This window comes from Bradyrhizobium sp. C9 (genome assembly GCF_002532045.1).
Taxonomy (GTDB): Bacteria; Pseudomonadota; Alphaproteobacteria; order Rhizobiales; family Xanthobacteraceae; genus Bradyrhizobium.
In genome coordinates, this window is the sequence record NZ_NWTG01000020.1 from 117,945 (window position 1) to 141,405 (window position 23,461).

Below are 23,461 nucleotides of genomic sequence, written 5' to 3' on the forward strand. Positions count from 1 at the left end.
GTTTCGCTGTGCTCTACCCATCCTACGTTCGTCATAATGTGATCGAAAGCTGACGTGGCTCCATGTGCTAGCCGCCGCGCAGGCCGAGCACGCGGCGGGCGATCGCCTGGCGATGGACCTCGCTCGGGCCTTCATACACCCGCATCAGGCGGGCCTTCTGCCAGAGCGCGTTCAGCGGCAATTCCAGCGTCACGCCGAGCGCGCCGAGGGTCTGCATGGCGTGGTCGCAGGCGTCATAGGCCATCTCGGTCGCAAACACCTTGATCATCGAGGCCTCATGGCGGATGTCCTCGCCGCGATCGGTCTTGTCCGCGGCCTCGCGCACCATCAACCGGCAGGCATGCATGCGGGTGGAGATGTCGGCGATCCACCACTGGATCGCCTGGCGCTCGGCGAGCTTGACGCCGAAGGTCTCGCGCTGCTTGGCGTGCTCGCACATCATGTCGAGCGCGCGCTTGGTGATCCCGACGCAGGTCGACCCCATCTCGAGCCGCCGCGTGCGCAGCCGCAGCTGCATCGGCGCGTAGCCCTTGCCGACCTCGCCCAGCACGGAGTCCTTCGGGATGCGGCAGTCCTCGAACACGATCTCATAGGTCGAGCCGCCGCCGACCATCGGGATCTCACGCTCGATGATGAAGCCCGCCGTGCCCTTCTCGACGATGAAGGAGGTGATGCCGCCCTGGCGCTGGTCGTTGCCGACGCGCGCCATCACGATGATGAAGTCGGCGGCACGCGCATTGCTGATCCAGATCTTGCGGCCGTTCAGCACCCACTGCTCGCCCTCAAGCACCGCCCGCGTCTTCATGCCTGCGGGATCGCCGCCGGCGCCGGGCTCGGAGATCGCGATCGCCGAGGCCATCCGGCCCTCGATATAGGGCTGCAGATATTTCTTCTTCTGAGCATCGGTGCCGACCGCCTGCAGCATGCGCAGGTTCGGCGAATCCGGCGGCAGCACGAACGGCACGCAGCTGCGGCCGAGCTCTTCATGCACCGCCGCCATCGTTCGCGTCGGCAAATCGTGGCCGCCGAGATCCTCCGGCGCATCGAGGCCCCAGAGGCCGAGCTCCTTGGAGACGTCGCGCAGCCGCTTGCGCTGCTCTGCGGTGAGCTCGGCATGTTCGCTGCCGGGCAGTTTGGATTTCAGATATTGCGGCTCGAGCGGGATCAGTTCGCGATCGACGAATCTGGCGACGGTCTCGCGGATCATGGCTGTCTGTTCATCATCGCTCATCCGGGATTCCTCGCCTGTGCTGTTTCGCTTCACAAAATCAGTAGCGCATTTTTTGTCGGCAGGAATAGCGGAAACGAACGCCTACGCTCACGCTCGCGCGATGGTTTCATGGTGCGGAATTCGATATCCCGCGGCGCGGTCAGCGCGTGCGCAATTGCGCAGAACGCGGCAGCGCGTCGAGCAGGCGATCGCGCAGCACGAGGTGATTGGCTGCAAGAAAGCGATCGACGATCGGTGCCCAGATCGCCGGTGCTGCCGCGGCTCCGCGCTGGTTGCAGCCTCCTACTCGGCAAAGCCGACGTAGCGGACGAAATCGCTGTTGGCCTCGCGGTCCGACCGCACCGCGTTGGCGGCAAAGCTGTCGTCGGGATAGCCCATCGCGACGCAGGTCATGATCACCTGGTCTTCCGGGATATTGGCGACCTCGCGCACGATGTCGGAGCGCATGATGCCCTGGCCGTTGATCACGCTGCCGAGGCCGCGATCCCAGGCCGCCAGCACGATGCCATAGCAGAGCGCGCCGAGGTCGAAATGGCAGACCGCGCCAGGATCGAGGATCCGGTCGTAGGCCAGCACCAGCGATACCGGCGCGTCGAACTGGCGGAAGCCGCGCAGCACCCAGTCCTGCCGCATCGGCTTGTCGTCGCGGGCGATCCCCATGGCCCCGAACAACTTCTTGGCAATGTCGACCTGGCGGCCGCGGTGCACGCCCTGGTACTCGCCGTGGCTGATGATATCGCGCTTGGCCTTGGCGCCGGCGATCATCTCCTCCATGTTGCGGCGCCGCACTTCCTCCAGCGGCGCCCCGGTCAGGACATGGACGTGCCAGGGCTGGGTGTTCATTGAGGACGGCGCGCGCTTGGCCACCTCGATGATCTCCTCGACGGTCGCCCGGGACACCGGCTGCTTCTTGAAGCCGCGCACGCTTTTGCGTGTCTGTACCAGCGTCTCGAATTCCATTCCGCGTTTCCCCATTTTGTTCCGCGCTGCACACGGAAATTTCTCACGGCAATCCGGGTATTTTATAGACAAATTCGGCCGTGGGAACTTGATCGGGCCAGGAATCCGATATCCAATCCGTCCACTGGTTTGGTTTAGGGAGAACCCAGATGAAGCGGATTTTCTTGGCGGCCGTGATCGCGACCTTTGCCGCCGGTTCGGCATTTGCACAGGACGCCTCCTGCGAGACGAAGGCCGTCGGCAAGGACGGCAAGCCGCTGGCCGGCGCGGCCAAGACCTCGTTCATGAAGAAGTGCACGATGGATACCTGCGAGACCAAGGCGGTGGGCTCCGACGGCAAGAAGCTCGCCGGCGCGGCCAAGAACTCGTTTATGAAGAAGTGCCAGAGCGGCGCCTGAGCCTCTCGGCGGCGCTTAATTAGCGCCCTCAATCGGGACAGATTTCATCGGGACTCAATCGGGTCGCGCAGGGCGCGGCCCGAACCGCTGTTGATCGGCACAATCAGAACGAGACGCCGACCCGGACGCCCTTGCTCCAGACCCGCCGGCAACGCTTCCGGGTGTTGCCGTGAAACATCTCGAAGCGCTCGGGCAACTGGACCGGCTTGGAGAATTCCAGGCAGGCCCCTCCGGCGGAATAATCCACCAGCCGGCATTCGATCAGGGGCGCCTTCGGTTCGAGCTGGAGTTTGACCACGCTGGATACGCATCCTGACGGACGAACACGCGCAAATCGTCGGGGATGCATCAGGCGGCCTCTGGTGGAATCGTACCCACAGATTCGCAACCGCCCGTTAACATTCCGTTCAGGCGAATTGTTACGATTCGTGTCTGCCGCCGGCCGGATCGGCGGGCGCGACGCCGGCACGGCGCGAGGCCGCCAGCGTCTCCGATGGCGCTTCCCCGAACTGCGACCGGTAGCTCCGCGAAAAATCGCTGAGGTGCCAGAACCCGTAGGCCAGCGCACAGGCCTTGACGCTCGGCGCCCCGGCAAGCAGTTGCTGGCGCACCAGCCAGAGCCGGCGCAGCCGCAGATAGCGATGCAGGCTGATGCCCCGATAGCGCTGGATCGCATCATGCAACGTGCGCACCGACACGCCGATCTGCCTGGCGAGCTCGCCGCTGTAGATCGGGTGAGCGACGTCGCCGGCCAGGATGGCGCGCGCGTCGTTGAAGACCTTGAACTGGCGCGTCGTATTGGCCCGCATCGCCCACTTGGCCGGCACGATCTCGGCGAACGCATTGTCGACCGCAGCGAGCAGCGTCTCCTTGATCGACGCGCCCGTGGCAAACTCCGCGATCGTGACCTGATCCGACGTGACGAGCAGAACCTGCCTCACCACCTCGCGCAGCCGATCCTGCGCACGTTGAGAGATCTCGTGAATGCTGAAATGGAGTCCGGGACTCGGCCAGCCACGGTCGACAATCTCTGGCGTGAACATCATCGAGACATATTGGCGGGGCGTCTCCTCCACCGAGGTGTAGAACGCGCCGCCGCCGCCGAGCACGATCACCGCACGATCGCGTTCGACGCCGTTGAACCGCATCGGAACGCCGTCATCCATCGTGAAGCCGACCGCGGTGGTATGCCGCGCGAGCTGCGCGTCGACGATCCGCGGGAACGACTGCGTGTAGTTGAGCTCGCATCCCGGCAAACTCAGGATGATCTGCTCGGCCGAAATCTTCCGCGCGAGTGGCGTGAAATCAACATCCAGATCCCGGATCGAACTCCGGAATGCATCGACATCGTCAAAACGAAAGACTCTCGGCACCAGCAATGGCGCCGTCAAATGACCGCTCCTGTGAAATGATCTCTAAAATCGGCGCGCGGCGCCGCGCACGGCGCGCCGGCCGCATTGATAAATTGCATGCACAAAATTCGAATCGTCCAATGAACTCAATTCAGAAAAAATGCGGTCCGCTCGTCGAACCCGACAATCTGGCAAAATAGCGCTGCTGCCGAATTTCGATAGTGTTTGCCGGGATATCCACCGTTGGGATCAACCTCCACATCGATTTCTATACCCCTATTAAAGATTCGGGGAGCACATTGGCATCGGGAACGATGATGTTCCCCGTCGCGGAACATTTTAGGGACCGCAATGACAGCCATTGCCTCGCCCGATCTTATTGCCAAGCTCGACCATGTCTTGAGAGCCGGTTCCCCGGACCTCCGCACGCGCATGCTGCAGGAGGTGGCCGGGCTGTTTCTCGACGATGCGCACCGCCTCAGTGAACATCAGGTCAGTCTGTTCGACGACATCCTGATCCGCCTGACCGAGAGCGTTGAGCTGCGGACCCTGACCACGCTCAGCCGCTCGCTCGCCGACTTGCATCTGGTGCCGCGGGAACTCGCCCGTCGCCTCGCCAACCATGACGATGCCGATGTCGCAGCTCCGATCCTGCGAAAATGCGCCTGCATTCCGGACGCCGATCTGATCGACATTGCCTGGATGCGGGCCGAGGGACATCTCTGCGCGATCGCAGGACGCAAGGCGGTCAACCAGGAACTCACGGACATTCTGCTGATGCGGGGCGACAGCAATGTGCTTCGCGCGCTCGCGCGCAATCCCGGCGCCGACATGACCAGCGCCGGCCTTGCCATGATGGTCGATGCCGCCGAGCGTGACGCTGACATCGCAGCCGCGCTGGTCTCGCGCGAGGACCTGCCTCACCGCGTGCTCGCCGACCTCATCAGGCAATCCACGCCGCGCCAGCAGGCCCGGCTGCTCAAGCTTGCACGGCCCGAGTTTCGGGACGCGATCCGCGCCGCGATCGATGCCGGCCTCGCTGCGAAACCCGTTCAGGCCGTGTGAGTGGCGTCATGGCGTACGGTGACCGCAGGGCGGAGCGCGTCAAGCTTGAGACGCGTCATCACGTCAATCTCATGGGAGTCGACGGCACGTGGCGGCGCAGCTGCATCCTGCTCGACGTCTCGCAAAGCGGTGCCCGGCTCGAGGTCGCCGGAACGCTTGATGTGCTGAAGGCCCAGGAGTTCTTCCTGGTGTTGTCCTCGCGCGGACTGGCGTTCCGCCGCTGCGAGCTGGTTCGTGTCGACGGCAGCGAGATCGGCGTGCGATTCATCGAAGAGCGAAAGCGAAAGGGCCGCGCCGTCATTCCGAGATGAGGATTGGCGGCAACCGGCCTTCAGGGGAAGTTGACGATATGACCAAGCACAGAGCAACCAGCATCGCGGTATCGGCCGTCTCCGCCGCACCATTGCGCGGCACCATCGCAATCGATTGCGCCGGCACCGTCGCGACGTTCGAGATCGACGAGGAGCTTGCCCATCGCCTCTGCACCGACCTCGAACGGTTTCTGACCCAGGTTCCGCGCAGGACCCGCGCGGCGCGGTGACCTCGAGCTGCCGACTGCCGCGCCCTACTCGCGCTTGAAGCGATAGTCGAAGCGGTCGCCGTCCGCCTTGATCAGCCCGACGGTAGGCGCCGGAAAATGGATCGGCAGGATCAGCGTGTCGGTCCCGGCCACGGAGGCAAAGAACTTTCGCCGCGAGACCGCCGATTGCTTCGGGTCCCAATCCGGCTTTGCCGACCAGTCCGGCTCGCGGCACTGGATCGCGTGGTGCATCAGATCGCCGGCAACCACCGCGCGCTGCCCCTTCGAGAAGATGTTGACGCAGCAATGGCAGGGCGAATGGCCCGGCGTCGGCGTCAGCGTGACGGTGTCGTCGAGCGCATAGTCGTCGTCGACCAGGAGCGCCTGCCCGGCTTCGACGATCGGCAGGCAATTGTCGCGAAACACCGTGCCGGGCGGATTGGCGCCCTTCGCGTTCTCGGCCTCCCAGGCGGCATACTCGCCCTTGTGGAAGACGTATTTCGCGTTCGGGAAGGTCGGCACCCAGCGCCCGTCGCGCAGCGTGGTGTTCCAGCCGGTGTGATCGATATGCAGATGGGTGCAGAACACGTAGTCGATCTGCTCATAGGAGATGCCGAGCGCGAACAGCTCGTTGCGCCAGCGCTCCTTGCCCGGGAAATCGAACGGAGGCGGATGTCCCTTGTCCTCACCGGTGCAGGTGTCGACCAGGATGGTGTAGCGCGGCGTCCGCACCACAAAGGTCTGATAGGTGATCACCATCATGCCGCGCGCGGCATCGAAGACTTCCGGCTCCATCGTCTTCAGATGATGCTTGAACACGGCGTCGTCATAGGTCGGGAAGAAATCCTGCGGCCGCCGCCACGGCCCCTCGCGCTCGATCACCGCGTCGATCGTGATGTCGCCGATCCTGATCTGCTTCATGCCGTTTCACTCCCGCTTTTCCGGGAAGCGTAGCGGGCAGCCCCTGGTCCGACAAGCCGAGCGCCGCGCAGCGCGCCATGCGGCTTTGCATCGCTGCAAACCATCATGCCGCAATTCATCCGAAATGTTGGCCATGCTGTCGGGATGACCCGGCGCGCGATTCAGATGGCTCTCCTGATGCTCACGACGTTGCCGACTGCGGCGGCGGCCGCACCCGACACGGTTTTCTTTCCGAGCGCCGACGGCGCAACCGAGATCGTCGGCTATCTGTTCAGGCCGCAGACGGCGGGCCCGCACCCCGCGATCGTGCTGCTGCACGGCCGCGGCGGGCCCTATTCGATCAACGTCAACAAGGACTGCACGCTGGTCTCGCGCACCAATCCGTCCGCGACCTGCAACGCCGGCGGCCTATCGAAGCGCCACGCGATGTGGGGACAGTATTGGGCCGACCGCGGCTATTTCGCGTTGCTGCCGGACAGCTTTGGGCCGCGCGGCAAGGCGCACGGCTTCGGCCGCTTCACGCATGACGATCCCGATCGCGCCGACGTCAATGAGAAGACCGTGCGGCCGCTCGATGCCAAGGGCGCACTGAGCTGGCTGCGCGGCCAGAGGGATGTCCAGCGCAATCGCATCTTCCTGCAAGGATGGTCGAACGGCGGCAGCACCGCGCTGAACGTGATGCAGCGGCAGGGCGCGGCGGCGTCAGGCTATCGCGCCGCGCTGGTGTTCTATCCGGGTTGCGGACCGGCGGCGCTGCTGGAGCAGACGCTACGGTCGGCCGCGCCGATTACGATGCTGCTCGGGTCGGACGACGAAGAGGTCTCGCCGGAACGGTGCCAGGACGTCGCCCGCCGCTCGATCGCTGCCGGCAGCAGGATCGATGTCGTGGTCTATCCCGGCGCGACCCACGACTTCGACGATCCCGGCCGCAACCGCCAGTCGAACCCCGCCAACAGCACGGCGCTCAGGGACGCGACGCTGAGGGCAATTGCCGCAGTCGACGGCTTGAAGGATTAGGTCGCCGCAAATCGACCTCAAACGCTCCCTACCCGGAGCGACCATCCAGCAGGGAAACTATGGCTTGGGCAGGAAATTGAAATACGCGGCAGCGGCGATCGTTGCCATCACCGCAGGCATCTACCTCAACAACTCCAGTCTTCTTGCAACTCACGCCGGCGGCAAGCCGGTGCTGCTCGCCCATCGCGGCATGGCGCAACGCTTCGACGAACGCGACCTCAGGAACGACACCTGCACCGCGGCGCGCATGCTGCCGCCCACCCATGACTATCTCGAGAACACGATCCGCTCGATGCAGGCGAGCTTCGATCGCGGCGCCGATATCGTCGAGTTCGACGTCCACCCGACGACCGACGGCGAATTCGCGGTGTTTCACGACTGGACCGTCGATTGCCGCACCGACGGCCAGGGCGTCACCCGCGAACAGTCGATGGCACGGCTGAAGATGCTCGATATCGGCTACGGCTACACCGCCGATGGCGGCAAGACCTTTCCATTCCGCGGCAAAGGCATCGGCCTGATGCCGTCGCTGGACGAAGTGCTCAAGACGTTTCCGGATCGCCGCTTCCTGATCAACGTCAAGAGCCGCGACCCCGCCGAGGGCGAGAAGCTCGCGGCGGTCTTGAACCAGCTCCCCGCCGAGCGACGCAAGCTGATCATGGTCTATGGCGGCGACGATCCGATCGAGGCGATCCGGCGTCTTGCGCCGGGGACGCGGACGATCTCGCGCGCGACGATCAAGAGCTGCCTCATCCGCTATCTCGGCTATGGCTGGACCGGCATCGTGCCGGAGGTCTGCCGCAACGCCATCGTGCTGGTGCCGATCAACTACGCGCCGTGGCTATGGGGATGGCCGGACCGTTTCCTCAACCGCATGGCGGCGGCAAACAGCGTGGTGTTCGTGCTCGGCCCCTATCAGGGCGGCGAATTCTCGACCGGGGTCGACGATGCCGAGCTCTTCCGGCGCCTGCCCGAGAACTATTCCGGCGGCATATGGACCAACGAGATCGAGACCATCGCCCGCCTCACCGGCCGTTAGATCCGGCGTCTCCTGTCATCTCGCCGTCATGGAAATCGTGCGACTGAAGCCGCCGCTCGCCGCATCGAGGACAATCCTTATGACTGAACCGAAGCCTTCCCGCCCCAAGCTTGCTGAAACCGTCATCGAGCCGACGGTCAAGCTGCGGGAGGTCAAGATCGGACGTTGTTGCGAGGTCCTCGGCGACACCGCGATCGAATATACCGAGCTCGGCGACTACTCCTATCTCGGCAGCGGCTGTATGGTCGCCGACGCCGTGATCGGCCGGTTCTGCGCGATCGCCGCGCAGGTCCGGATCGGCGCGCCCAATCATCCGGTCGAGCGCCCCTCGCAGCATCGCTTCACCTATTGCCCTGAATACTACTCGGCCTCCGCCGAGCGCGATCACGGCTTCTTCAGCGAGCGGCGCGCGGACCGCGTCGTGATCGGCAACGACGTCTGGATCGGCCATGGCGTCATCGTGCTGCCCGGCGTCACCGTCGGCGACGGCGCGGTGCTGGCGGCCGGCGCGGTGGTCTCGCGCGATGTCGCGCCCTACACCATCGTCGGCGGTGTGCCGGCCCGGCCGATCAAGGAGCGCTTCAGCCGCAGGATCGCGGCCGAGCTGTCGCAGATCGCCTGGTGGAACTGGCCGCCGGAAACCATCTGGGAGCGCCTGCCGGAGTTTCAGTCCGGCAACGTCGAAGCGTTTTGCGCAAAGTGGAGAGCTTGAGCTAGCTCCGCAAGCCCGGTGCTTCCTGCCCGGTGCGCGCGACGTACTCGGTGTAGCCGCCGCCATACTGGTGGATGCCATCAGGCGTCAGTTCCAGCACGCGGTTGGAGAGCGCGGCAAGGAAGTGGCGGTCGTGCGAGACGAAGAGCATCGTGCCCTCGAACTCGGCGAGCGCATTGATCAGCATCTCCTTGGTGGCGAGATCGAGATGGTTGGTCGGCTCGTCCAGCACCAGGAAGTTCGGCGGATCGAACAACATCTTGGCCATCACCAGCCGCGCCTTCTCGCCGCCCGACAGCACCCGGCACTTCTTCTCGACATCGTCGCCGGAGAATCCGAAGCAGCCGGCGAGCGCGCGCAATGAGCCCTGCCCGGCCTGCGGAAACGCATCTTCAAGCGACTGGAACACGGTGCGCTCGCCGTCGAGCAGGTCCATCGCGTGCTGGGCGAAATAGCCCATCTTGACGCTGCCGCCGACCGCGACCGCGCCGTCGTCGGGCTCGGTTGAACCCGCGACCAGCTTCAGCAGCGTCGACTTGCCGGCGCCGTTGATGCCCATCACGCACCAGCGCTCGCGGCGGCGGATCATGAAGTCGAGACCGTCATAGATGCGCTTGCTGCCGTAGGCCTTATGGACGTTCTTCAGGCTGACGACGTCTTCGCCGGAGCGCGGCGCAGGCTGGAATTCGAACGCGACGGTCTGCCGCCGCCGCGGCGGCTCGACCCGCTCGATCTTGTCGAGCTTCTTGACCCGGCTCTGCACCTGGGCGGCGTGCGAGGCACGCGCCTTGAAGCGCTCGATGAACTTGATCTCCTTGGCGAGCATCGCCTGCTGCCGCTCGAACTGCGCCTGCTGCTGCTTGTCGGAGAGCGCACGTTGCTGCTCGTAGAACTCGTAATTGCCCGAGTAGCTGGTGAGCTGGCCGCCGTCGATCTCGACCACCTTGTTGATGATGCGGTTGATGAACTCGCGGTCATGCGAGGTCATCAGCAGCGCGCCCTCATAGCCCTTCAGGAACTGCTCCAGCCAGATCAGGCTTTCGAGATCGAGATGGTTGCTCGGCTCGTCGAGCAGCATGACGTCGGGACGCATCAAAAGGATGCGCGCCAGCGCGACGCGCATCTTCCAGCCGCCGGAGAGTTTGCCGACATCGCCGTCCATCATCTCCTGGCTGAAGCCGAGACCGGACAGCGCCTCGCGCGCGCGGCCGTCGAGCGCGTAGCCGTCGAGCTCCTCGAATTGATGCTGCACCTCGCCATAGCGCGCGATGATGTCGTCCATCTCGTCGGCCTTGTCGGGGTCGGCCATCGCGGCCTCGAGTTCCCGAAGCTCGGCGGCCACCACGCTGACCGGCCCCGCCCCGTCCATCACCTCGGCGACCGCGCTGCGGCCGGACATTTCGCCGACATCCTGGCTGAAATAACCGATCGAGATGCCACGATCGAGCGAGACCTGGCCCTCATCGGGGATCTCCTGGCCCGAGATCATCCGGAACAGCGAGGTCTTGCCGGAGCCGTTCGGGCCGACAAGGCCGATCTTCTCGCCCTTCTGGAGCGCCGCGGAGGCTTCGATGAAGAGGATCTGGTGGCCGACTTGCTTGGAGACGTTATCGAGGCGGATCATGCTCAAATACTGGGAACTGAGGGTTTGCGGCCTCTTATTCGATCTGGGACGTGGGTGGAAGCCCATTCCTGAGGGTTTCGCGCCGTGCTTTACGCATGCCACGGACGTTGCCGATCGAATATGACATGAAATCCTTCAGCGACCGGTTTTGGGGCGCCACATGCAAGTCTGGTTTCTCTATCTGCTCGCGCTCGGCGCCGGCATCGCCGTGGCTGTTCAACAGGTCCTGAACGGCAACCTCCGCTCCGCGCTGAATTCGCCGGCCTGGGCCGGGCTCGTCAGCTATCTCGGCGGTTTCGTGACGATGGCGATCGTGCTGGTCGCGACGCGGGAGCCGGTGCCGTCCTGGAAGCTGGTCTCGGCCGTGCCGTGGTGGGCCTGGAGCGGCGGCTTCCTCGGCGGTGTCTTCATCCTGCTGATGATCCTGCTGTTGCCGTCGCTCGGCGCCGCGACCTTGCTGGCGCTGGTGGTCGCGGGTCAGATGACCGCGGGCATCGCGATGGACCATTTCGGCGTGTTCGGGCTGGCGCAGCATCCCATGTCGATTTCGCGATTGGCCGGCATCGCGCTGATCATCGGCGGCGTGCTTCTGATCAAGGATTGAGAGCGAGCCGCGCTTGAACTAGGCGCGGCGCATCAACCGCAGGACGGCCGACAGGCGAAGGCTGCGTTTGCCGGCCAGCGCAATGCCTTCAAGCCCGGCACCGTCCTCGCCGCAGGTCCCCGAAAAACCGATGCCGACCTCGTAGCCGCCGAACACCGGGTATTCGCCCTTCGCCGGCGTGTGCTCCTGGTTGACGATTTCGCCGCGCCAGCGGCCGTCCGCGGACGAATACGCGCCGAGATAATAGAAGAACGCATCGCCGCCGAGGATGCGGCCGTCCATCAGCAGCATCACCCCGGTGAGACCGGCATCGATGCCGTCGAGCGCGCGCAGCTGGATGGAATAGAGGCCGTTGACGATGCCACCGGGCCCGACCTCCCCGCGCGGCGGCAGGGCCTCGTCATCGAGCGGTGCCAAATTCGCCCAGAACACGCCGTCCGGCATCGCATCCGCCCGGCCCTCGAGCAGGATGGTCGAGCCTTCGGTTCGGCCGCGCACCTTGATGACGGCGACGTCGGCGCCCATCAGCGGCTTGAAGTTGGGATCGTCGTTGTGACGCTCGGTGATCACGTCGCCGGCGATCTCGCCATTCGTCACTTGATAGGTGCCGAGATGGGCGAAACCCGAATTGCCGCCCATCATCTTGCCGTCGTGCAAGCACATGATGCTGCGGCCGAATGCGCCGTTGATGCCGTACTCGACCTTGTAAAGTCCGTTGAGCACGCAAAAATCCAATAAATAAAATTGATTCTGTTCGCGAGATAGCACCGGGCCGAAGGCCGCACCATTGGGTGTTTTGGCGCAGGGCAAGTCCCGCAATGTCCGGGTGTGGACAGCAAGTGATTCGTCGCTTAGCTGTAGGCACCGCCCGCATTGTGCTGCGTCACGCGGGATCTATACGCCCTGTTCACTTCTCTCCAGTTCATTGCGTCCAGGCATTTGCGCATTCCGCCGATGATCGCGCGGCGACACCCGGCCGCGGCGTTGGCGCGAGGCTTCGAGGAGCATCACATGATCAATCGCTTTCGCCTGGCCGCCGCGCTGGCATTGCTGCTCGGCAGCAGCAGTGCGGCGCTGGCCCAGTCGCTACCCGACTACATGGCACCGATCGCGGGCAAGACCGCCTCCACGCCGGCCGATGTCGCAACCAAGGACGTGCTGGCTCTCAACACCGGCATGTTCGAGCTCTATGGCGATGCGGCGCGGATCTTCCAGAAGAACATCCTCGACAAGCATCCGGTGATCCTCGGCCTGTTCTCCGGCGCCGGCGGCCGCCTGATCCTGTACCGGCCCGGCAAGCCGCCGACCGAGGCGCCGCAGGTGCCGGTCGTCTATCAGCTGCTCAAGTCGGTCGGCCACAGCACGATGGCGCTGGCCGAGGTGGTCGGCCCCTACGTCAACAATCCCGACGACAAGGCGTGGCGCGGCTCGATGCAGGCCTATCGCAGCCGGATGCAATCGGCGCTCGACGGGCTCGATGCCACGCCGATGCAAGCGGACTGGCGCGACAACAACCGCGCCATCCTCAAGAACAACATCGCCTTCATGGATGAATGCCTCACCGCCGGCGCGATCCCGTTCGCGACGCTCGAGGCATTCGGCAAGAAGCAGGCGCCGCTGCTCGCCAAGAACGTCGCCTGGGCCGCGCAGACCCAGGTCGCGCACTGGATGACCGTCATGGCCGACTGGAAGGCCCAGCTCGGCCCCGATTGGGACAAGACCTATGGCGCGAGCAACACGATCTACGTCGCGCGGCAGAACAACGTGATCTTCAGCGTGCTGGCGCAGTTCTTCGGGCCTGACGCCATCAACAGTCGCCTGATGCTGATCGAGACGATCTCCTTCACCACCACGCCTTCGGACATGCTGGAGTCGCTGACCCGGATCATCGCCGACCGCTCGGTCGGCGCGCTGTTCTTCGGCAGCTACCATTTGATGGACTACGAGCTGATGGGGGGCGATGCGCGCGAGGCGATCATCGCCGAGACCAAGAAGCGCGGCATGACGACCTTCCTGCCGCCGCTGGTACCATTCGGTTCCAAGCAATGGCCGACCCTGATCACCCCGGGTCCGGGACCGGCCACCATCGCCGACCTCAAGTGAGCGCCAGATCTACAAGTGAGAAGGCTACGACCTATTGCGGCATTGCGATCGCGCTCGCTTTGCCGCAACACTGCAGCGTGTATTTTGCCAGTTCATAAACTGCGGCGCGATGCGCCGCCGAAGCGTTGATGAAAGATCAGACCATGCAGCCCTCGCGACGCGATTTCGTGAAGTGGTTGTCGGCAGGCGGCATCTCGGTCAGCCTGTCGCATCTGGCGCTTGCGAAGGAACCGGCCTTCGCGACCCGCGAGACGCTTCCCGGGCGCGGCCATTTCAATCCGGCCGCCAAGGGCGCCGGCCGCGTCGACGGGGTGGCCAAGGTCACCGGCGCAAAGCTCTACGCCTCCGACTTTCGTGCCGCCGACATGCCGGGCTGGCCTGCGACCACCTCGCACGCCATCCTGGTCCGCGCCAACGACGCCACGCATGTCTATGCCGGCATGGACCTCGGCCGCCTCGACGGTCCGGCGAAGCCCTCGGTCGTCGTGACTGCGGCCGATCTCGACAAGATCGGCACGCGGGTGCCGGAGTTCTACACCGGCGATCTCTTCTGCCCGGTCGGCACGACGCCGATCTATCTCGGACAGCCGGTCGCGCTGTTGATCTTCGAGCAGTTCGACGCCTTCGACCGGGCACGCCTTGCGCTGCGCGATGCCGGCTTCGTCAAGTTCGGCGACGAGACTGGTCCGGTGATCCTGCCGAACTTCGGCGCGTATCGCTTCACCCGCGTGGCCGGCGCCACGCCTGAGGCGCCCGACGTCTACTCGCCGATCCAGGCCGGCTGGGTTTCGCCGAGCCGGATCCAGAACGCGGCGCTGCCGGTCTGGCTGCCGCTCGCCAAGGAGACCAAGGCCGACTACGCCAAAGCCGCAATCCATGGCGAGGAGATCCGCGCCCAGCTCGCCAAGGATGATCCGTCGCAGCTCGTGCTCGACCGCGAGTTCGAGACCCAGTCGGTCGATCCGATGTTCCTCGAACCCGAGAGCGGGCTCGCCTGGTACAGCGACAACAGCGGTAATCTCGAACTGGTGCTCGGGGTGCAGTCGCCCTATGAGGCGACCGAGTCGATCGCGCATCTGCTCGGCAAGGCCCGCCCGCCGTATCGTCCTTCGCACATCAACGCGCAGTTCGCCCATGTCGGCGGCGGCTTCGGCGGCCGCGACCACACCCCGTTCGTGCTCTACGTGGCGCTGGCGGCGATGTTCTTCCCGGGACGGCCGGTGCGGCTGGCGCACGACCGCTACCAGCAATTCCAGGGTGGCATCAAACGCCACCCGATCAAGATGCGCTCGCGGATCGGCATCGATCGCAAGAGCGGCAAGATCACGGCATTCGCCGCCGACCATGTGCTCGACGGCGGCGGGCTCGCCAACTTCTCCGCCAACGTCGCGACTGTGGCCGCCACCGCGGCGATCGGCATCTACGACGTCCCGAAGGTGGACGTCACCACTGTGGCGCTGCATTCGCGCGGCGTCACCGCCGGTTCGATGCGCGGCTACGGCACGCTGCAGACCATGACCGCACTTGAAGTGCTGATCGACGAGGCCGCCAGCGAACTCAAGGTCGATCCGATCGCGTTCCGCCGCAACAACGCGCTGAAGCAGAACGGCCGGACCATGACTGGCAACCCCTACATCGTGTCGGTGCGCACGCCCGAAATCCTCGACAAGCTCGAGACGCATCCGATCTGGCGGCAGCGCGCCGACTTCAAGCAGAAAGCGCCGGAGGGCCGGCTCGTCGGCACCGGCTTGGCCTGCGTCACCAAGGATTACGGCGCGGGCGCGGATTGCTCGCTCGGCCGGGTCGAGATCGATCCCGAGGGACGGATCATGATCTTCTGCGACCACGTCGAGATGGGCAACGGCATCGGCACCGCGCTTGCCAACCGCGTCGCCGGCCATCTCGGCGCCGTCGCCGATGAGGTCGCCGTCTCGCGGGTCGACAGCTACGAGGCGCTCGGGCTCGTGACGTCGGGCGATCCCTACACGATGGATCAGAAGACCCAGAATCTCGCCGAGAAGAACCCGCGCTGGGTGCCGGCGATCAGCTCGGCCACCAGCGCCTCGATCGGCGCGCATGTCGGCACGCATTCCTCGGCCGAAGCCGCCCGCGTCATCTTCCGCTTCGGCCTGTGGCCGGCGGCACTCGAGCTCTGGCAGATCGGCAAGGCCGACCCACGCGCCCGGCAATGGGAAAGAGCGCGCTGGAACGATGGCCAGCTCGTGCTCGATGATCTCGCGCCGCTGCCGTTGTCCAAGCTTGCCGCGACCGCGCACGCGCGCGGCTTCGTCACCGGCGCGGTGGCGCACAGCTTCTCGCGCTGGGCCTGGTCTCGTGCGCGCTTCCCGCTGTTCGGCGAGCAGTACCGCGCCGAGATCGATGCACTGGCGATCCGCCGCGGCCGCGGCCGGTTCGAGCGGATCGACCGCGTCAGCGTCAAGTTTCCGTCGACCGACAATAACCGGATCGGCACCGCCTACACCTCGATGTGCGGCACGCTGGTGCGTGTCGAGATCGAGCGTGCGACCGGCATCTTGCGCATCGCCAAGGCCTACAGCGTGTTCGAATGCGGCCAGGCGCTGGTGCCCGAGGTGGTGCTCGGCCAGTCGCATGGCGGCTTTGCCATGGGCGTCGGCTACGCACTGCTCGAAACTCTGCCGCCATTCGAAGGCGGGCCCGGCAACGGGCAGTGGAATCTCGGCCAGTACCTGATCGCGCGCGGCTCCGACCTGCCGCTGCACGATCTCGAGATCGAGATGCTGCCACCGCTGACGCCGGACGAACCGCCGAAGGGCATGGCCGAGGTGGTGATGATCCCGATCGTGCCGGCGCTGCTCAACGCCATCAACGATGCCACCGGCCATCGCTTCCGCTCATTGCCGGTGACAACGAGCCTGCTCAAGGGAGCGCTTGCGTGACGACGCTCAACCTCACCATCAACGGCCAGAAGCACGGCCCGATCGAGATCCGCGACGACCTCTCGATGAACGATTTCCTGCGCGAAATGCTCGGCATGACCGGCACCAAGTTCGGCTGCGGCGCGGCGCAATGCCTGAGCTGCGCTGTCATCATCGATAACCTCGACGGCACGAGCTACACCACCCCGACCTGCGTGGTGCCGGCGGCAAACTTCGACGGCAAGGCCATCCGCACCGTCGAGGGCCATGCCAAGGACGGCGAACTCTCCGCGTTGCAGCGGGCCTTCATCGAGCACTTCGCGTTCCAGTGCGGCTATTGCACAGCCGGCTTCCTCAACGAGGGCCAGGTGCTGCTCGAACTTCTGGCAAGAGAGCCGGTGCCGCGGGACCAACTCGAGACCGTCATTGCGGACGCGCTCGATGGCCACCTGTGCCGCTGTACCGGCTACATCAAATATCATCAAGCGGTGCGCGACGTGATCCTCGCCGATGCCACGCGCTATCTGACCGCCAACAAATGAGCGCACGCGCGATGACATCGGAAACGCGGTTTCGGATCATTGCGGTGCTGACGGCGCTCGCGACCAGCCTGTGTGCCGGCTACGCGGCGTCGGAGAGCGCAAGCCACGCCCTCGCCTCGCCGGAAAGCTTTGCCGGTATAGCGAATGTCGAACAGCGCTCGGCGGCGATCTTCACCGAGCTCGGCAAGGTGCTGACCCATCCACGCTGCACCAATTGCCACCCCGCCGGCGACAGCCCGCGGCAGGGCGACATCAGCCGTATGCACCAGCCCCCGGTCACGCGCGGCGCCGATGGCCACGGCACCAACGCGATGCGCTGCTCGATCTGCCACCAGCACGCCAATTTCGATCCCGGCCGGGTGCCGGGTCACCCGGAATGGCACCTCGCGCCGCGCGAGATGGCGTGGGCCGGCAAGACCATCGGCGAGATCTGCCAGCAGATCCGGGATCCCGCACGCAATGGCGGCCGCAAGGTCGAGGATCTGATCGAGCATATCGGCAAGGACACGCTGGTCGGCTGGGCCTGGCATCCCGGCTTCGGCCGCTCGCCGGCGCCCGGCACGCAGGCAGAGGCCGGCGCTTTGGTCGAGGCCTGGGTGAGGACCGGCGCAGCCTGCCCTGCGCCCTAGAGCTTCGGTTCTGATTGAATCAGAACCGAAGCTCTAGATTCTTGTTTTGACGCCTTTTCTTCACGCGAACCGGTGTCCACTTCGCTCGAAAACGCTCTAGAACACACGCTTAGTGGCGTTTGAAGTACTGCACGTCGCGCTCGTGCTTCTCTGCTGCCGCGCGTGACTTGAAGGTGCCGAGATTGCGGCGCTTGCCGGTCTTCGGATTGACCTTGCGAGAATACAGCCGGTACTCGCCGGAACGCAGCTTGCGGATCATGACGTCGCCTCGCCAGTGCCTTTCGCACGTCAACGATATGCGAGCGCGAGTGTTCCTGTCTGACTAGAAGCAGAGGTTGGTCACCGCATTGCCGCGCTTGTCCTTGATCACGTACGGGCAGCGGGCGCGCTCCAGCGCCTTCTTGGCATCCTCATCGCCGAGCGCGGCCGCCCGTTCGTAATAGGCTTTTGCCGCGTCACTGTCCTTCGGTCCGCCACGGCCGGCCTGCGCGAAGGCGCCCATCCGCTCCAGCGCGCCGGGATGGTTCTGCGCAGCCGCTTTCTCGAACAACGCCCGCGCACCGGCATCGTCCTGCGCGCCGCCCTTGCCCTCTGCCAGCATCATGCCGAGCTGGTACTGCGCCTCCGCATTGGTCTCGGCCGACTTGGCGAGCAATTCGCGCGCACGTGCCGGGTCGGACGCAACGCTGCCGCCGAGGGCTGCGAGATTGCTGACGCCGCGCGCATTGCCGGCCTGCGCCGCGCGCTCGAACAATTTCCGGGCCTGCGCCTCGTCTTTGGCGACGCCGGTGCCGTTGCCGTAGAGCACGCCGAGCTCGACCATCGCCGACGTCGAGCCCTTGTCGGCCGCCTTGCGCCAGGCCGACATTGCTTCGGCGGCCTGCCGGTTGGCGGCATAGGCACGGCCAAGCTCGTACATCGCGCGGCGCGACGATTTTGCCGCCACGGCGCAATATTTGATCGCGGTCGCGACATCCGCCGACGCGACTTCAGGCACGCCCTTCACGTCAGCCGGCTTGTCGGGATCGGTGGGATCGGCGGCAAGCCGGTCGCACAGCACGAGGTCGGCCGATTGCGCGTGAGCAAGCACAGGTGTGGCCAGCGCCACGGCAAGGACGATTGCATGGAGAGGTCTGAACATGACCGGCAGGTTGCGTCGTGGTGCAGGCAAATTCAAGGCTCGAGCCCGGTCTCGCGCAACACCGGCGCGACATCGGCCGACGCGAGATACCGCAGCAAATGATCGGCGGCCGCGGCGCGCTCTGAGGCGACCATGCGGCCCGCCGAAAACACCGCCGGCGTCTGCAAGCCCAAGGGGATCGGCCCGACGATTTCGATGCCATCGATCTGCTTCAACTCGCTGATCTGCTGGATCGCAAGGTCGGCTTCGCCTCTGACGAGCCTTTCCGCGGTGAAGCCCGCCGGAATGATCACTGCATGGGCGTTGATCGCCTCCGCAATGCCGAGACGCGCGATCAGCTGCGCGAACAGGATGCCGCTGGCGCCGAGTCGCGAATAGGCCACCGCCCGTGCGCCGAGCAGCGTCGCACGCAATGCGGTTTCGCTGGCGATATCGGGATGCGCAGCGCCCGCCTTCACGGCGACACCGACATAGGAGCGCGCGAGATCGACAACACTTTCGCGCGCAACGCGGCCCTCGCCGGTCATCTCGTCGAGGCCCTCGCGGGTCAGGATCACGAGATCGGCGGCCTCGCCGCCGCGCAGGCGTTCGAGCAGCGCCAGCGTTGGCGCGAAATCGGCATCGATCCGCTCACCACTTGCCGCCTGATAGGCCGAGGCAAGGCGCGCGACCGCGCCCTTCAGCGCCAGCGTCGAGAGCACGCGAACCGAATTGTCCATCCCGCTTACGCCCGCCGCATCAGCTTCAGCGTAGCCCTGAGGCGGAGGCTGCGCTTGCCGGCGAGCGCCGTCGCTTCGAGCACGGCGCCTTCCGCGTCGCAGGTACCGGCGAAGCCGATCCCGACCTCATGGCCGCCGAACACGGGGTTCTCGCCCATCGCCGAGGTGTGCTCCTGATTGAGGACCTGCCCCTTCCAGCGGCCCTTCTCTGACGTGTAGGTGCCGAGATAGTAGAAGAACGCATCGCCGCCGAGGATGCGGCCGTTGTTCAGCAGCATCACACCGGTGAGGCTGCCGTCGACACCGTCGAGTAGCTGGATGTGGATCGAATACAGCCCGTTGACGATGCCGCCCTCGCCGACCCCGCCTGCGATCGGGACTTCGTCCTCGGTGATCGGCGTCATCACCGACTGGAACGGCACGCCCGGCAATTCCTTCAGCTCGCCCTTGAAACGGTAGAGCTCGCCGTCGGGCCCGCCCTTGGCAAGCAGCGTCGCATCATCGGTGCCCGCCATCGCACGATAGGTCGGATCGGGGTTGTGGCGGACGGTCTGGATCTCGACCGCGACCTCGTCGCCGGTCTTCTGGTAGGTGCCGATATGGGCGAAGGCCGAGTTGCCGCCGAGCATCTTGCCGTCGCCGACATACATCACGCTGCGGCCGACGGCGCCGCCCAGCTCGAACCGGACCTTGTAAAACCCTTCAAACAAGCGCCGTGTCCCCGGCAGCCAAGATACAACCGTTGTCTAGCGCGGTTCATAACGCAGCGAAACCGCTTTCGGCGGCAAGCCCGCCGCAAAGACTGTCGTTAAAATGCAAAGGTCCGCCAAGGCAGTCGCCCTGGCGGACCCGATTGCGGTACCGGATGACTCCATCCGGGTCCGACAGCTGCTTAAGCCGCAGCCTTGGCGCCGGTCGGCACCTCGGAGATCGTCTTCAGGATCTGCGAAGCGATCTGGTAGGGGTCGCCTTGCGAGTTCGGGCGGCGGTCTTCCAGATAGCCCTTGTAGCCGTTGTTGACGAAGGAGTGCGGCACGCGGATCGACGCACCACGGTCAGCCACGCCATAGCTGAACTTGTTCCACGGCGCGGTCTCGTGCTTGCCGGTCAGACGCTTGTCGTTGTCCGGGCCATAGACGGCGATGTGATCCATCAGGTTCTTGTCGAAGGCCTTCATCAGGCTCTCGAAGTACTCCTTGCCGCCGACTTCGCGCATGTACTTGGTCGAGAAGTTGGCGTGCATGCCCGAGCCGTTCCAGTCGGTGTCGCCGAGCGGCTTGCAGTGGAATTCGATATCGATGCCGTAGCTCTCGGTGAGGCGCAGCATCAGATAGCGGGCCATCCACATCTGGTCAGCGGCGGTCTTGGAGCCCTTGCCGAAGATCTGGAATTCCCACTGGCCCTTCGCCACTTCGGCGTTGATGCCTTCGTGGTTGATGCCGGCGGCGAGGCAGAGATTGAGATGCTCTTCGACGATCTTGCGGGCGACGCTGCCGACGTTCTTGTAGCCAACGCCGGTGTAGTACGGGCCCTGCGGTGCCGGATAACCCTCCCCCGGGAAGCCGAGCGGACGGCCGTCCTTGTAGAAGAAGTATTCCTGCTCGAAGCCGAACCAGGCGCCTTCGTCATCCAGAATGGTCGCGCGCTTGTTCGAGACATGCGGCGTCTTGCCGTCGGGCATCATGACTTCGCACATCACCAGCACGCCGTTCTCGCGCGCGGCGTCCGGATAGCAGGCGACCGGCTTCAGCACGCAGTCAGAGCTGTGGCCTTCAGCCTGCTGGGTGGACGAACCGTCAAAGCCCCACAGCGGAAGCTGTTCGAGGGTCGGGAACGACGCGAATTCCTTGATCTGCGTCTTACCGCGCAGGCTCGGCGTCGGCGTATATCCGTCGAGCCAGATATACTCGAGCTTGTACTTGGTCATTGAACCTCTCTGTTGATGATGCAAAACCGTGAGGAACCGAAAGCCAGTCGGCCGCCGCACGCGTACCCGGCCACCATCGGCCAGCTGTTACTAAGCAATTAAAATGCCAGTCGCTGCACTGCGGCACCCGCCCTCCTCGCGGATGTCCACAGCGGACATTGCATTTTTAGCTGCGACAAAGCAGCGCAGCTGGCATGCGCCGCGATCAGCCAAAATCTTCTCTCAGCGCCCTCCACCGCTCGTTTCTGCAGCAAATTCAGCTACGGCACCATCAGCCGATTAATGCGGCGGCAGCGCCGTGTGACAGTCCGTGTCCAACCATCGGGCGCCGGGCAACCATCGGCTCGGCCCAAGCGTTGGTCAGCTGCATCCTGCCTCGCAGGATGCAAACCGCGATCTGCACACAAATTAGACAGCAAATGACTATTTCTTGGTCAACTTGCACCCGGCCGGGCCGAGGTCGATATCAAAATGACGGTAACGACACACGAATGAGTCGGGCGCACCATGGAGGCTCGCTCCGGCCATAGGAGAGTTTGACATGATCACGACGGGCCAAAATCAGGGATCGGCAACGATCTATCAATTCCCGGCTGGGGGCCGCTCAGCGCTCGGCGGACGCCGCTACGGCGAGACGCGGACGGCGCGCGAGCTGGCTGCTGAGGTCCAGACCTCCGCCTGCAGCGAGAGTTGGTACCATCAGGCGGCCATCGAGGACGCCAAGCCGAGCCGCGATCATTGATGTCGATCAGGCAGAGAGGCGTGACGCAAAAACGTCAGACGGCAACAGAGCAGTAGGAAAGGGTCGGAACGAAGCGTTTCGGCCCTTTTTTCATGCCGGCTCGCAGGCCGTCACCGGCCGCTTGGCGTGCCGGAGCCTGGTGAGTCCAGCCCGCGTGGTCTCGAGCGTGACACCACCGCCCTTGTATCGCGCGCCCGTCAGCGACAGACGCTTCGTTAGTGTCACCGCCTTGCCGTCGAGTTGCAGATGCGCGCGGGTGTCCCCGTTGAAGAAGGCGGCAATGAACTGCGTGCCGTCGGCACAATGATAATTCCGGAAGGCGGATTGCGCCGGTGCTGCCGAGGAACCAAGAATCTCGACAAGAATTGCGCCGACGAGAATGGCGCCTCCGCGATAAGTCATATTCTCCCCCCGACGAGCCGGTTATAGACCTGTCTGCACCGCTATTTCCCGCGCCAGGATTTCTGCGCCAAGACCTCATCAGCTGCAACAGGCCCACCCGATGTCAGAAGCCCCTGCCCGTCACCTCAATCTCGCCGGCGCCAGCAATTTTCGCGACCTGGGCGGCTACCAGACGCGTGACGGCCGGACGGTGCGCTGGCGGCAGATCTTCCGCTCCAACCATCTTGCCTATCTCACCGAGCAGGACATCGCCGTAGTACGCTCGCTCGGGGTCAAAAGCGCATTCGACTTCCGCGGTGTTGCCGAGCGCGCCGAGGCGCTGTGCAGCATGGGCGACGTGACCGTGCATTCACTGCCGGTCGAGCCGACGGTGGTTGCTTCGCTGCGGTCGATCGCCAGCAAACGTCAACTCCTCGAATCCGACGCGATCGACGTGATGCGGGATTCCTACCGCGGCTATGTCCAGGACAACACGCCGCGCTATCGCACGCTGTTCGAGCATCTGCTCGAGAGCCGCGCCCCGCTGGTGATCCACTGCACCGCGGGCAAGGACCGCACCGGCTTTGCGTGCGCGCTGATCCTGCACGCGCTCGGCGTGTCCGATCAAGTGATCGCGGACGACTATCTCCTGACCAACCAGTTCTACAAGCGCGACCCGGCCCACAGCACCGAGCTGCCCGATGACGTCAAGCAGGTGCTCGGCACGGTGCGCGCGGCGTTTCTTGAGGCGGCGTTCGAGGCGATCGATGCCGACTATGGCAGTCTCGACGGCTATTTCCGCGAAGGCCTCGGGCTCGGCCCGGCCGAGCGCGAGGCGCTTGGTGCCCGCTATCTGCAGATCTGATCAATTTACGCGAGAGCGTTTTCGAGTGAAGCGGACACCGGTTCGCGTGAAGAAAACGCGACCATCCTGAAA

At 64.8% G+C, this 23,461-nt stretch carries 27 protein-coding genes; 14 read left to right on the forward strand and 13 right to left on the reverse strand.

Annotation, left to right across the window (positions count from 1 at the left end; translation table 11 throughout):
- Positions 1–67 precede the first annotated feature (67 nt).
- Both CO675_RS30075 and CO675_RS30080 read right to left on the reverse strand, forming a co-directional pair.
- Positions 68–1,231, reverse strand: coding sequence for an acyl-CoA dehydrogenase family protein (locus CO675_RS30075; protein ID WP_097675399.1), 1,164 nt, complete (start codon positions 1,229–1,231; stop codon positions 68–70).
- A gap of 282 nt (positions 1,232–1,513) precedes the next feature.
- Positions 1,514–2,191, reverse strand: coding sequence for a nitroreductase (locus CO675_RS30080; protein WP_097675400.1), 678 nt, complete (start codon positions 2,189–2,191; stop codon positions 1,514–1,516).
- 149 nt (positions 2,192–2,340) lie between these two features.
- Between CO675_RS30080 and CO675_RS30085 the strand changes: the two genes are divergently transcribed.
- Positions 2,341–2,589, forward strand: a complete 249-nt coding sequence (locus tag CO675_RS30085) for a hypothetical protein (RefSeq protein WP_092113602.1) — start codon at positions 2,341–2,343, stop codon at positions 2,587–2,589.
- A 103-nt stretch (positions 2,590–2,692) separates the two neighbouring features.
- Here the strand turns inward: CO675_RS30085 and CO675_RS30090 are convergent, their stop codons facing one another.
- Together CO675_RS30090 and CO675_RS30095 are read right to left on the reverse strand one after the other, a co-directional pair.
- Positions 2,693–2,938: a PilZ domain-containing protein gene (locus tag CO675_RS30090; protein ID WP_074126694.1), complete on the reverse strand. Its 246-nt coding sequence runs from the start codon at positions 2,936–2,938 to the stop codon at positions 2,693–2,695.
- Between the two features lie 70 nt (positions 2,939–3,008).
- The gene (locus CO675_RS30095) at positions 3,009–3,980 is read right to left on the reverse strand and encodes an AraC family transcriptional regulator (RefSeq protein ID WP_245452983.1); all 972 of its coding nucleotides are present in this window, start codon (positions 3,978–3,980) and stop codon (positions 3,009–3,011) included.
- Positions 3,981–4,292: 312 nt separating this feature from the next.
- Between CO675_RS30095 and CO675_RS30100 the strand changes: the two genes are divergently transcribed.
- Genes CO675_RS30100 through CO675_RS30110 form a run of 3 tightly spaced genes read left to right on the forward strand, consistent with a single transcriptional unit; the run spans position 4,293 to position 5,547 of the window.
- A complete protein-coding gene (locus CO675_RS30100; protein ID WP_097675402.1) occupies positions 4,293–5,006 on the forward strand; it encodes a DUF2336 domain-containing protein in 714 nt (237 codons plus the stop codon).
- A gap of 8 nt (positions 5,007–5,014) precedes the next feature.
- On the forward strand, positions 5,015–5,317 hold the full coding sequence (locus CO675_RS30105; RefSeq protein ID WP_097675430.1) for a PilZ domain-containing protein: 303 nt from the start codon (positions 5,015–5,017) through the stop codon (positions 5,315–5,317).
- Positions 5,318–5,355: 38 nt separating this feature from the next.
- Positions 5,356–5,547 (forward strand): hypothetical protein, encoded by a 192-nt coding sequence (locus CO675_RS30110; protein WP_097675403.1) that lies wholly within the window; start codon positions 5,356–5,358, stop codon positions 5,545–5,547.
- Positions 5,548–5,571: 24 nt separating this feature from the next.
- Here the strand turns inward: CO675_RS30110 and CO675_RS30115 are convergent, their stop codons facing one another.
- The gene (locus CO675_RS30115; RefSeq protein WP_097675404.1) at positions 5,572–6,447 is read right to left on the reverse strand and encodes an MBL fold metallo-hydrolase; all 876 of its coding nucleotides are present in this window, start codon (positions 6,445–6,447) and stop codon (positions 5,572–5,574) included.
- 165 nt (positions 6,448–6,612) lie between these two features.
- Here CO675_RS30115 and CO675_RS30120 point away from each other — a divergent pair, with 165 nt between their 5' ends.
- The 3 genes from CO675_RS30120 (at position 6,613) to CO675_RS30130 (ending at position 9,215) form a co-directional block, all read left to right on the forward strand.
- Positions 6,613–7,464, forward strand: coding sequence for a dienelactone hydrolase family protein (locus CO675_RS30120; protein WP_245452984.1), 852 nt, complete (start codon positions 6,613–6,615; stop codon positions 7,462–7,464).
- 64 nt (positions 7,465–7,528) lie between these two features.
- Complete coding sequence (locus tag CO675_RS30125) at positions 7,529–8,503, forward strand: glycerophosphodiester phosphodiesterase family protein (protein WP_097675405.1); 975 nt, start codon at positions 7,529–7,531, stop codon at positions 8,501–8,503.
- A gap of 79 nt (positions 8,504–8,582) precedes the next feature.
- Positions 8,583–9,215, forward strand: coding sequence for a DapH/DapD/GlmU-related protein (locus tag CO675_RS30130; RefSeq protein ID WP_097675432.1), 633 nt, complete (start codon positions 8,583–8,585; stop codon positions 9,213–9,215).
- 1 nt (position 9,216) lies between these two features.
- On the opposite strand, the gene CO675_RS30135 is transcribed toward CO675_RS30130, so the two are convergent.
- A complete protein-coding gene (locus CO675_RS30135) occupies positions 9,217–10,839 on the reverse strand; it encodes an ABC-F family ATP-binding cassette domain-containing protein (RefSeq protein WP_097675406.1) in 1,623 nt (540 codons plus the stop codon).
- Between the two features lie 160 nt (positions 10,840–10,999).
- Between CO675_RS30135 and CO675_RS30140 the strand changes: the two genes are divergently transcribed.
- Positions 11,000–11,443: a DMT family transporter gene (locus CO675_RS30140; protein WP_097675407.1), complete on the forward strand. Its 444-nt coding sequence runs from the start codon at positions 11,000–11,002 to the stop codon at positions 11,441–11,443.
- 18 nt (positions 11,444–11,461) lie between these two features.
- Here CO675_RS30140 and CO675_RS30145 read toward each other — a convergent pair whose 3' ends face one another.
- Entirely contained in the window at positions 11,462–12,166 is a 705-nt protein-coding gene (locus CO675_RS30145) for a hypothetical protein (RefSeq protein ID WP_097675433.1), read from the reverse strand.
- Between the two features lie 288 nt (positions 12,167–12,454).
- On the opposite strand from CO675_RS30145, the gene CO675_RS30150 reads away from it, so the two are divergent.
- The 4 genes from CO675_RS30150 (at position 12,455) to CO675_RS30165 (ending at position 17,614) form a co-directional block, all read left to right on the forward strand.
- The gene (locus CO675_RS30150) at positions 12,455–13,546 is read left to right on the forward strand and encodes a hypothetical protein (RefSeq protein WP_097675434.1); all 1,092 of its coding nucleotides are present in this window, start codon (positions 12,455–12,457) and stop codon (positions 13,544–13,546) included.
- Between the two features lie 143 nt (positions 13,547–13,689).
- Positions 13,690–16,464: a xanthine dehydrogenase family protein molybdopterin-binding subunit gene (locus CO675_RS30155; protein WP_097675435.1), complete on the forward strand. Its 2,775-nt coding sequence runs from the start codon at positions 13,690–13,692 to the stop codon at positions 16,462–16,464.
- Positions 16,461–16,985, forward strand: a complete 525-nt coding sequence (locus CO675_RS30160; RefSeq protein ID WP_097675408.1) for a (2Fe-2S)-binding protein — start codon at positions 16,461–16,463, stop codon at positions 16,983–16,985. The genes CO675_RS30155 and CO675_RS30160 overlap by 4 nt, the downstream gene beginning before the upstream one ends.
- 11 nt (positions 16,986–16,996) lie before the next feature.
- On the forward strand, positions 16,997–17,614 hold the full coding sequence (locus CO675_RS30165) for an Isoquinoline 1-oxidoreductase subunit (protein WP_097675436.1): 618 nt from the start codon (positions 16,997–16,999) through the stop codon (positions 17,612–17,614).
- Between the two features lie 109 nt (positions 17,615–17,723).
- Here CO675_RS30165 and CO675_RS30170 read toward each other — a convergent pair whose 3' ends face one another.
- The 5 genes from CO675_RS30170 to CO675_RS30190 form a co-directional block, all read right to left on the reverse strand.
- Positions 17,724–17,873, reverse strand: coding sequence for a hypothetical protein (locus tag CO675_RS30170; RefSeq protein ID WP_016843021.1), 150 nt, complete (start codon positions 17,871–17,873; stop codon positions 17,724–17,726).
- A 63-nt stretch (positions 17,874–17,936) separates the two neighbouring features.
- A complete protein-coding gene (locus CO675_RS30175; protein ID WP_097675409.1) occupies positions 17,937–18,755 on the reverse strand; it encodes a tetratricopeptide repeat protein in 819 nt (272 codons plus the stop codon).
- A gap of 32 nt (positions 18,756–18,787) precedes the next feature.
- Positions 18,788–19,474 carry a substrate-binding domain-containing protein gene (locus tag CO675_RS30180; RefSeq protein ID WP_097675410.1) on the reverse strand — a complete coding sequence of 229 codons (687 nt, stop codon included), beginning with the start codon at positions 19,472–19,474 and terminating at the stop codon, positions 18,788–18,790.
- Between the two features lie 5 nt (positions 19,475–19,479).
- The gene (locus tag CO675_RS30185; protein WP_097675411.1) at positions 19,480–20,184 is read right to left on the reverse strand and encodes a hypothetical protein; all 705 of its coding nucleotides are present in this window, start codon (positions 20,182–20,184) and stop codon (positions 19,480–19,482) included.
- A gap of 182 nt (positions 20,185–20,366) precedes the next feature.
- On the reverse strand, positions 20,367–21,401 hold the full coding sequence (locus CO675_RS30190; RefSeq protein ID WP_097675412.1) for a glutamine synthetase beta-grasp domain-containing protein: 1,035 nt from the start codon (positions 21,399–21,401) through the stop codon (positions 20,367–20,369).
- 541 nt (positions 21,402–21,942) lie between these two features.
- On the opposite strand from CO675_RS30190, the gene CO675_RS30195 reads away from it, so the two are divergent.
- Positions 21,943–22,143 (forward strand): DUF2735 domain-containing protein, encoded by a 201-nt coding sequence (locus CO675_RS30195; RefSeq protein ID WP_097675413.1) that lies wholly within the window; start codon positions 21,943–21,945, stop codon positions 22,141–22,143.
- 90 nt (positions 22,144–22,233) lie between these two features.
- Here the strand turns inward: CO675_RS30195 and CO675_RS30200 are convergent, their stop codons facing one another.
- On the reverse strand, positions 22,234–22,545 hold the full coding sequence (locus CO675_RS30200) for an MliC family protein (protein ID WP_097675414.1): 312 nt from the start codon (positions 22,543–22,545) through the stop codon (positions 22,234–22,236).
- Positions 22,546–22,645: 100 nt separating this feature from the next.
- Here CO675_RS30200 and CO675_RS30205 point away from each other — a divergent pair, with 100 nt between their 5' ends.
- The gene (locus tag CO675_RS30205) at positions 22,646–23,389 is read left to right on the forward strand and encodes a tyrosine-protein phosphatase (protein WP_097675415.1); all 744 of its coding nucleotides are present in this window, start codon (positions 22,646–22,648) and stop codon (positions 23,387–23,389) included.
- Positions 23,390–23,461 lie beyond the last annotated feature (72 nt).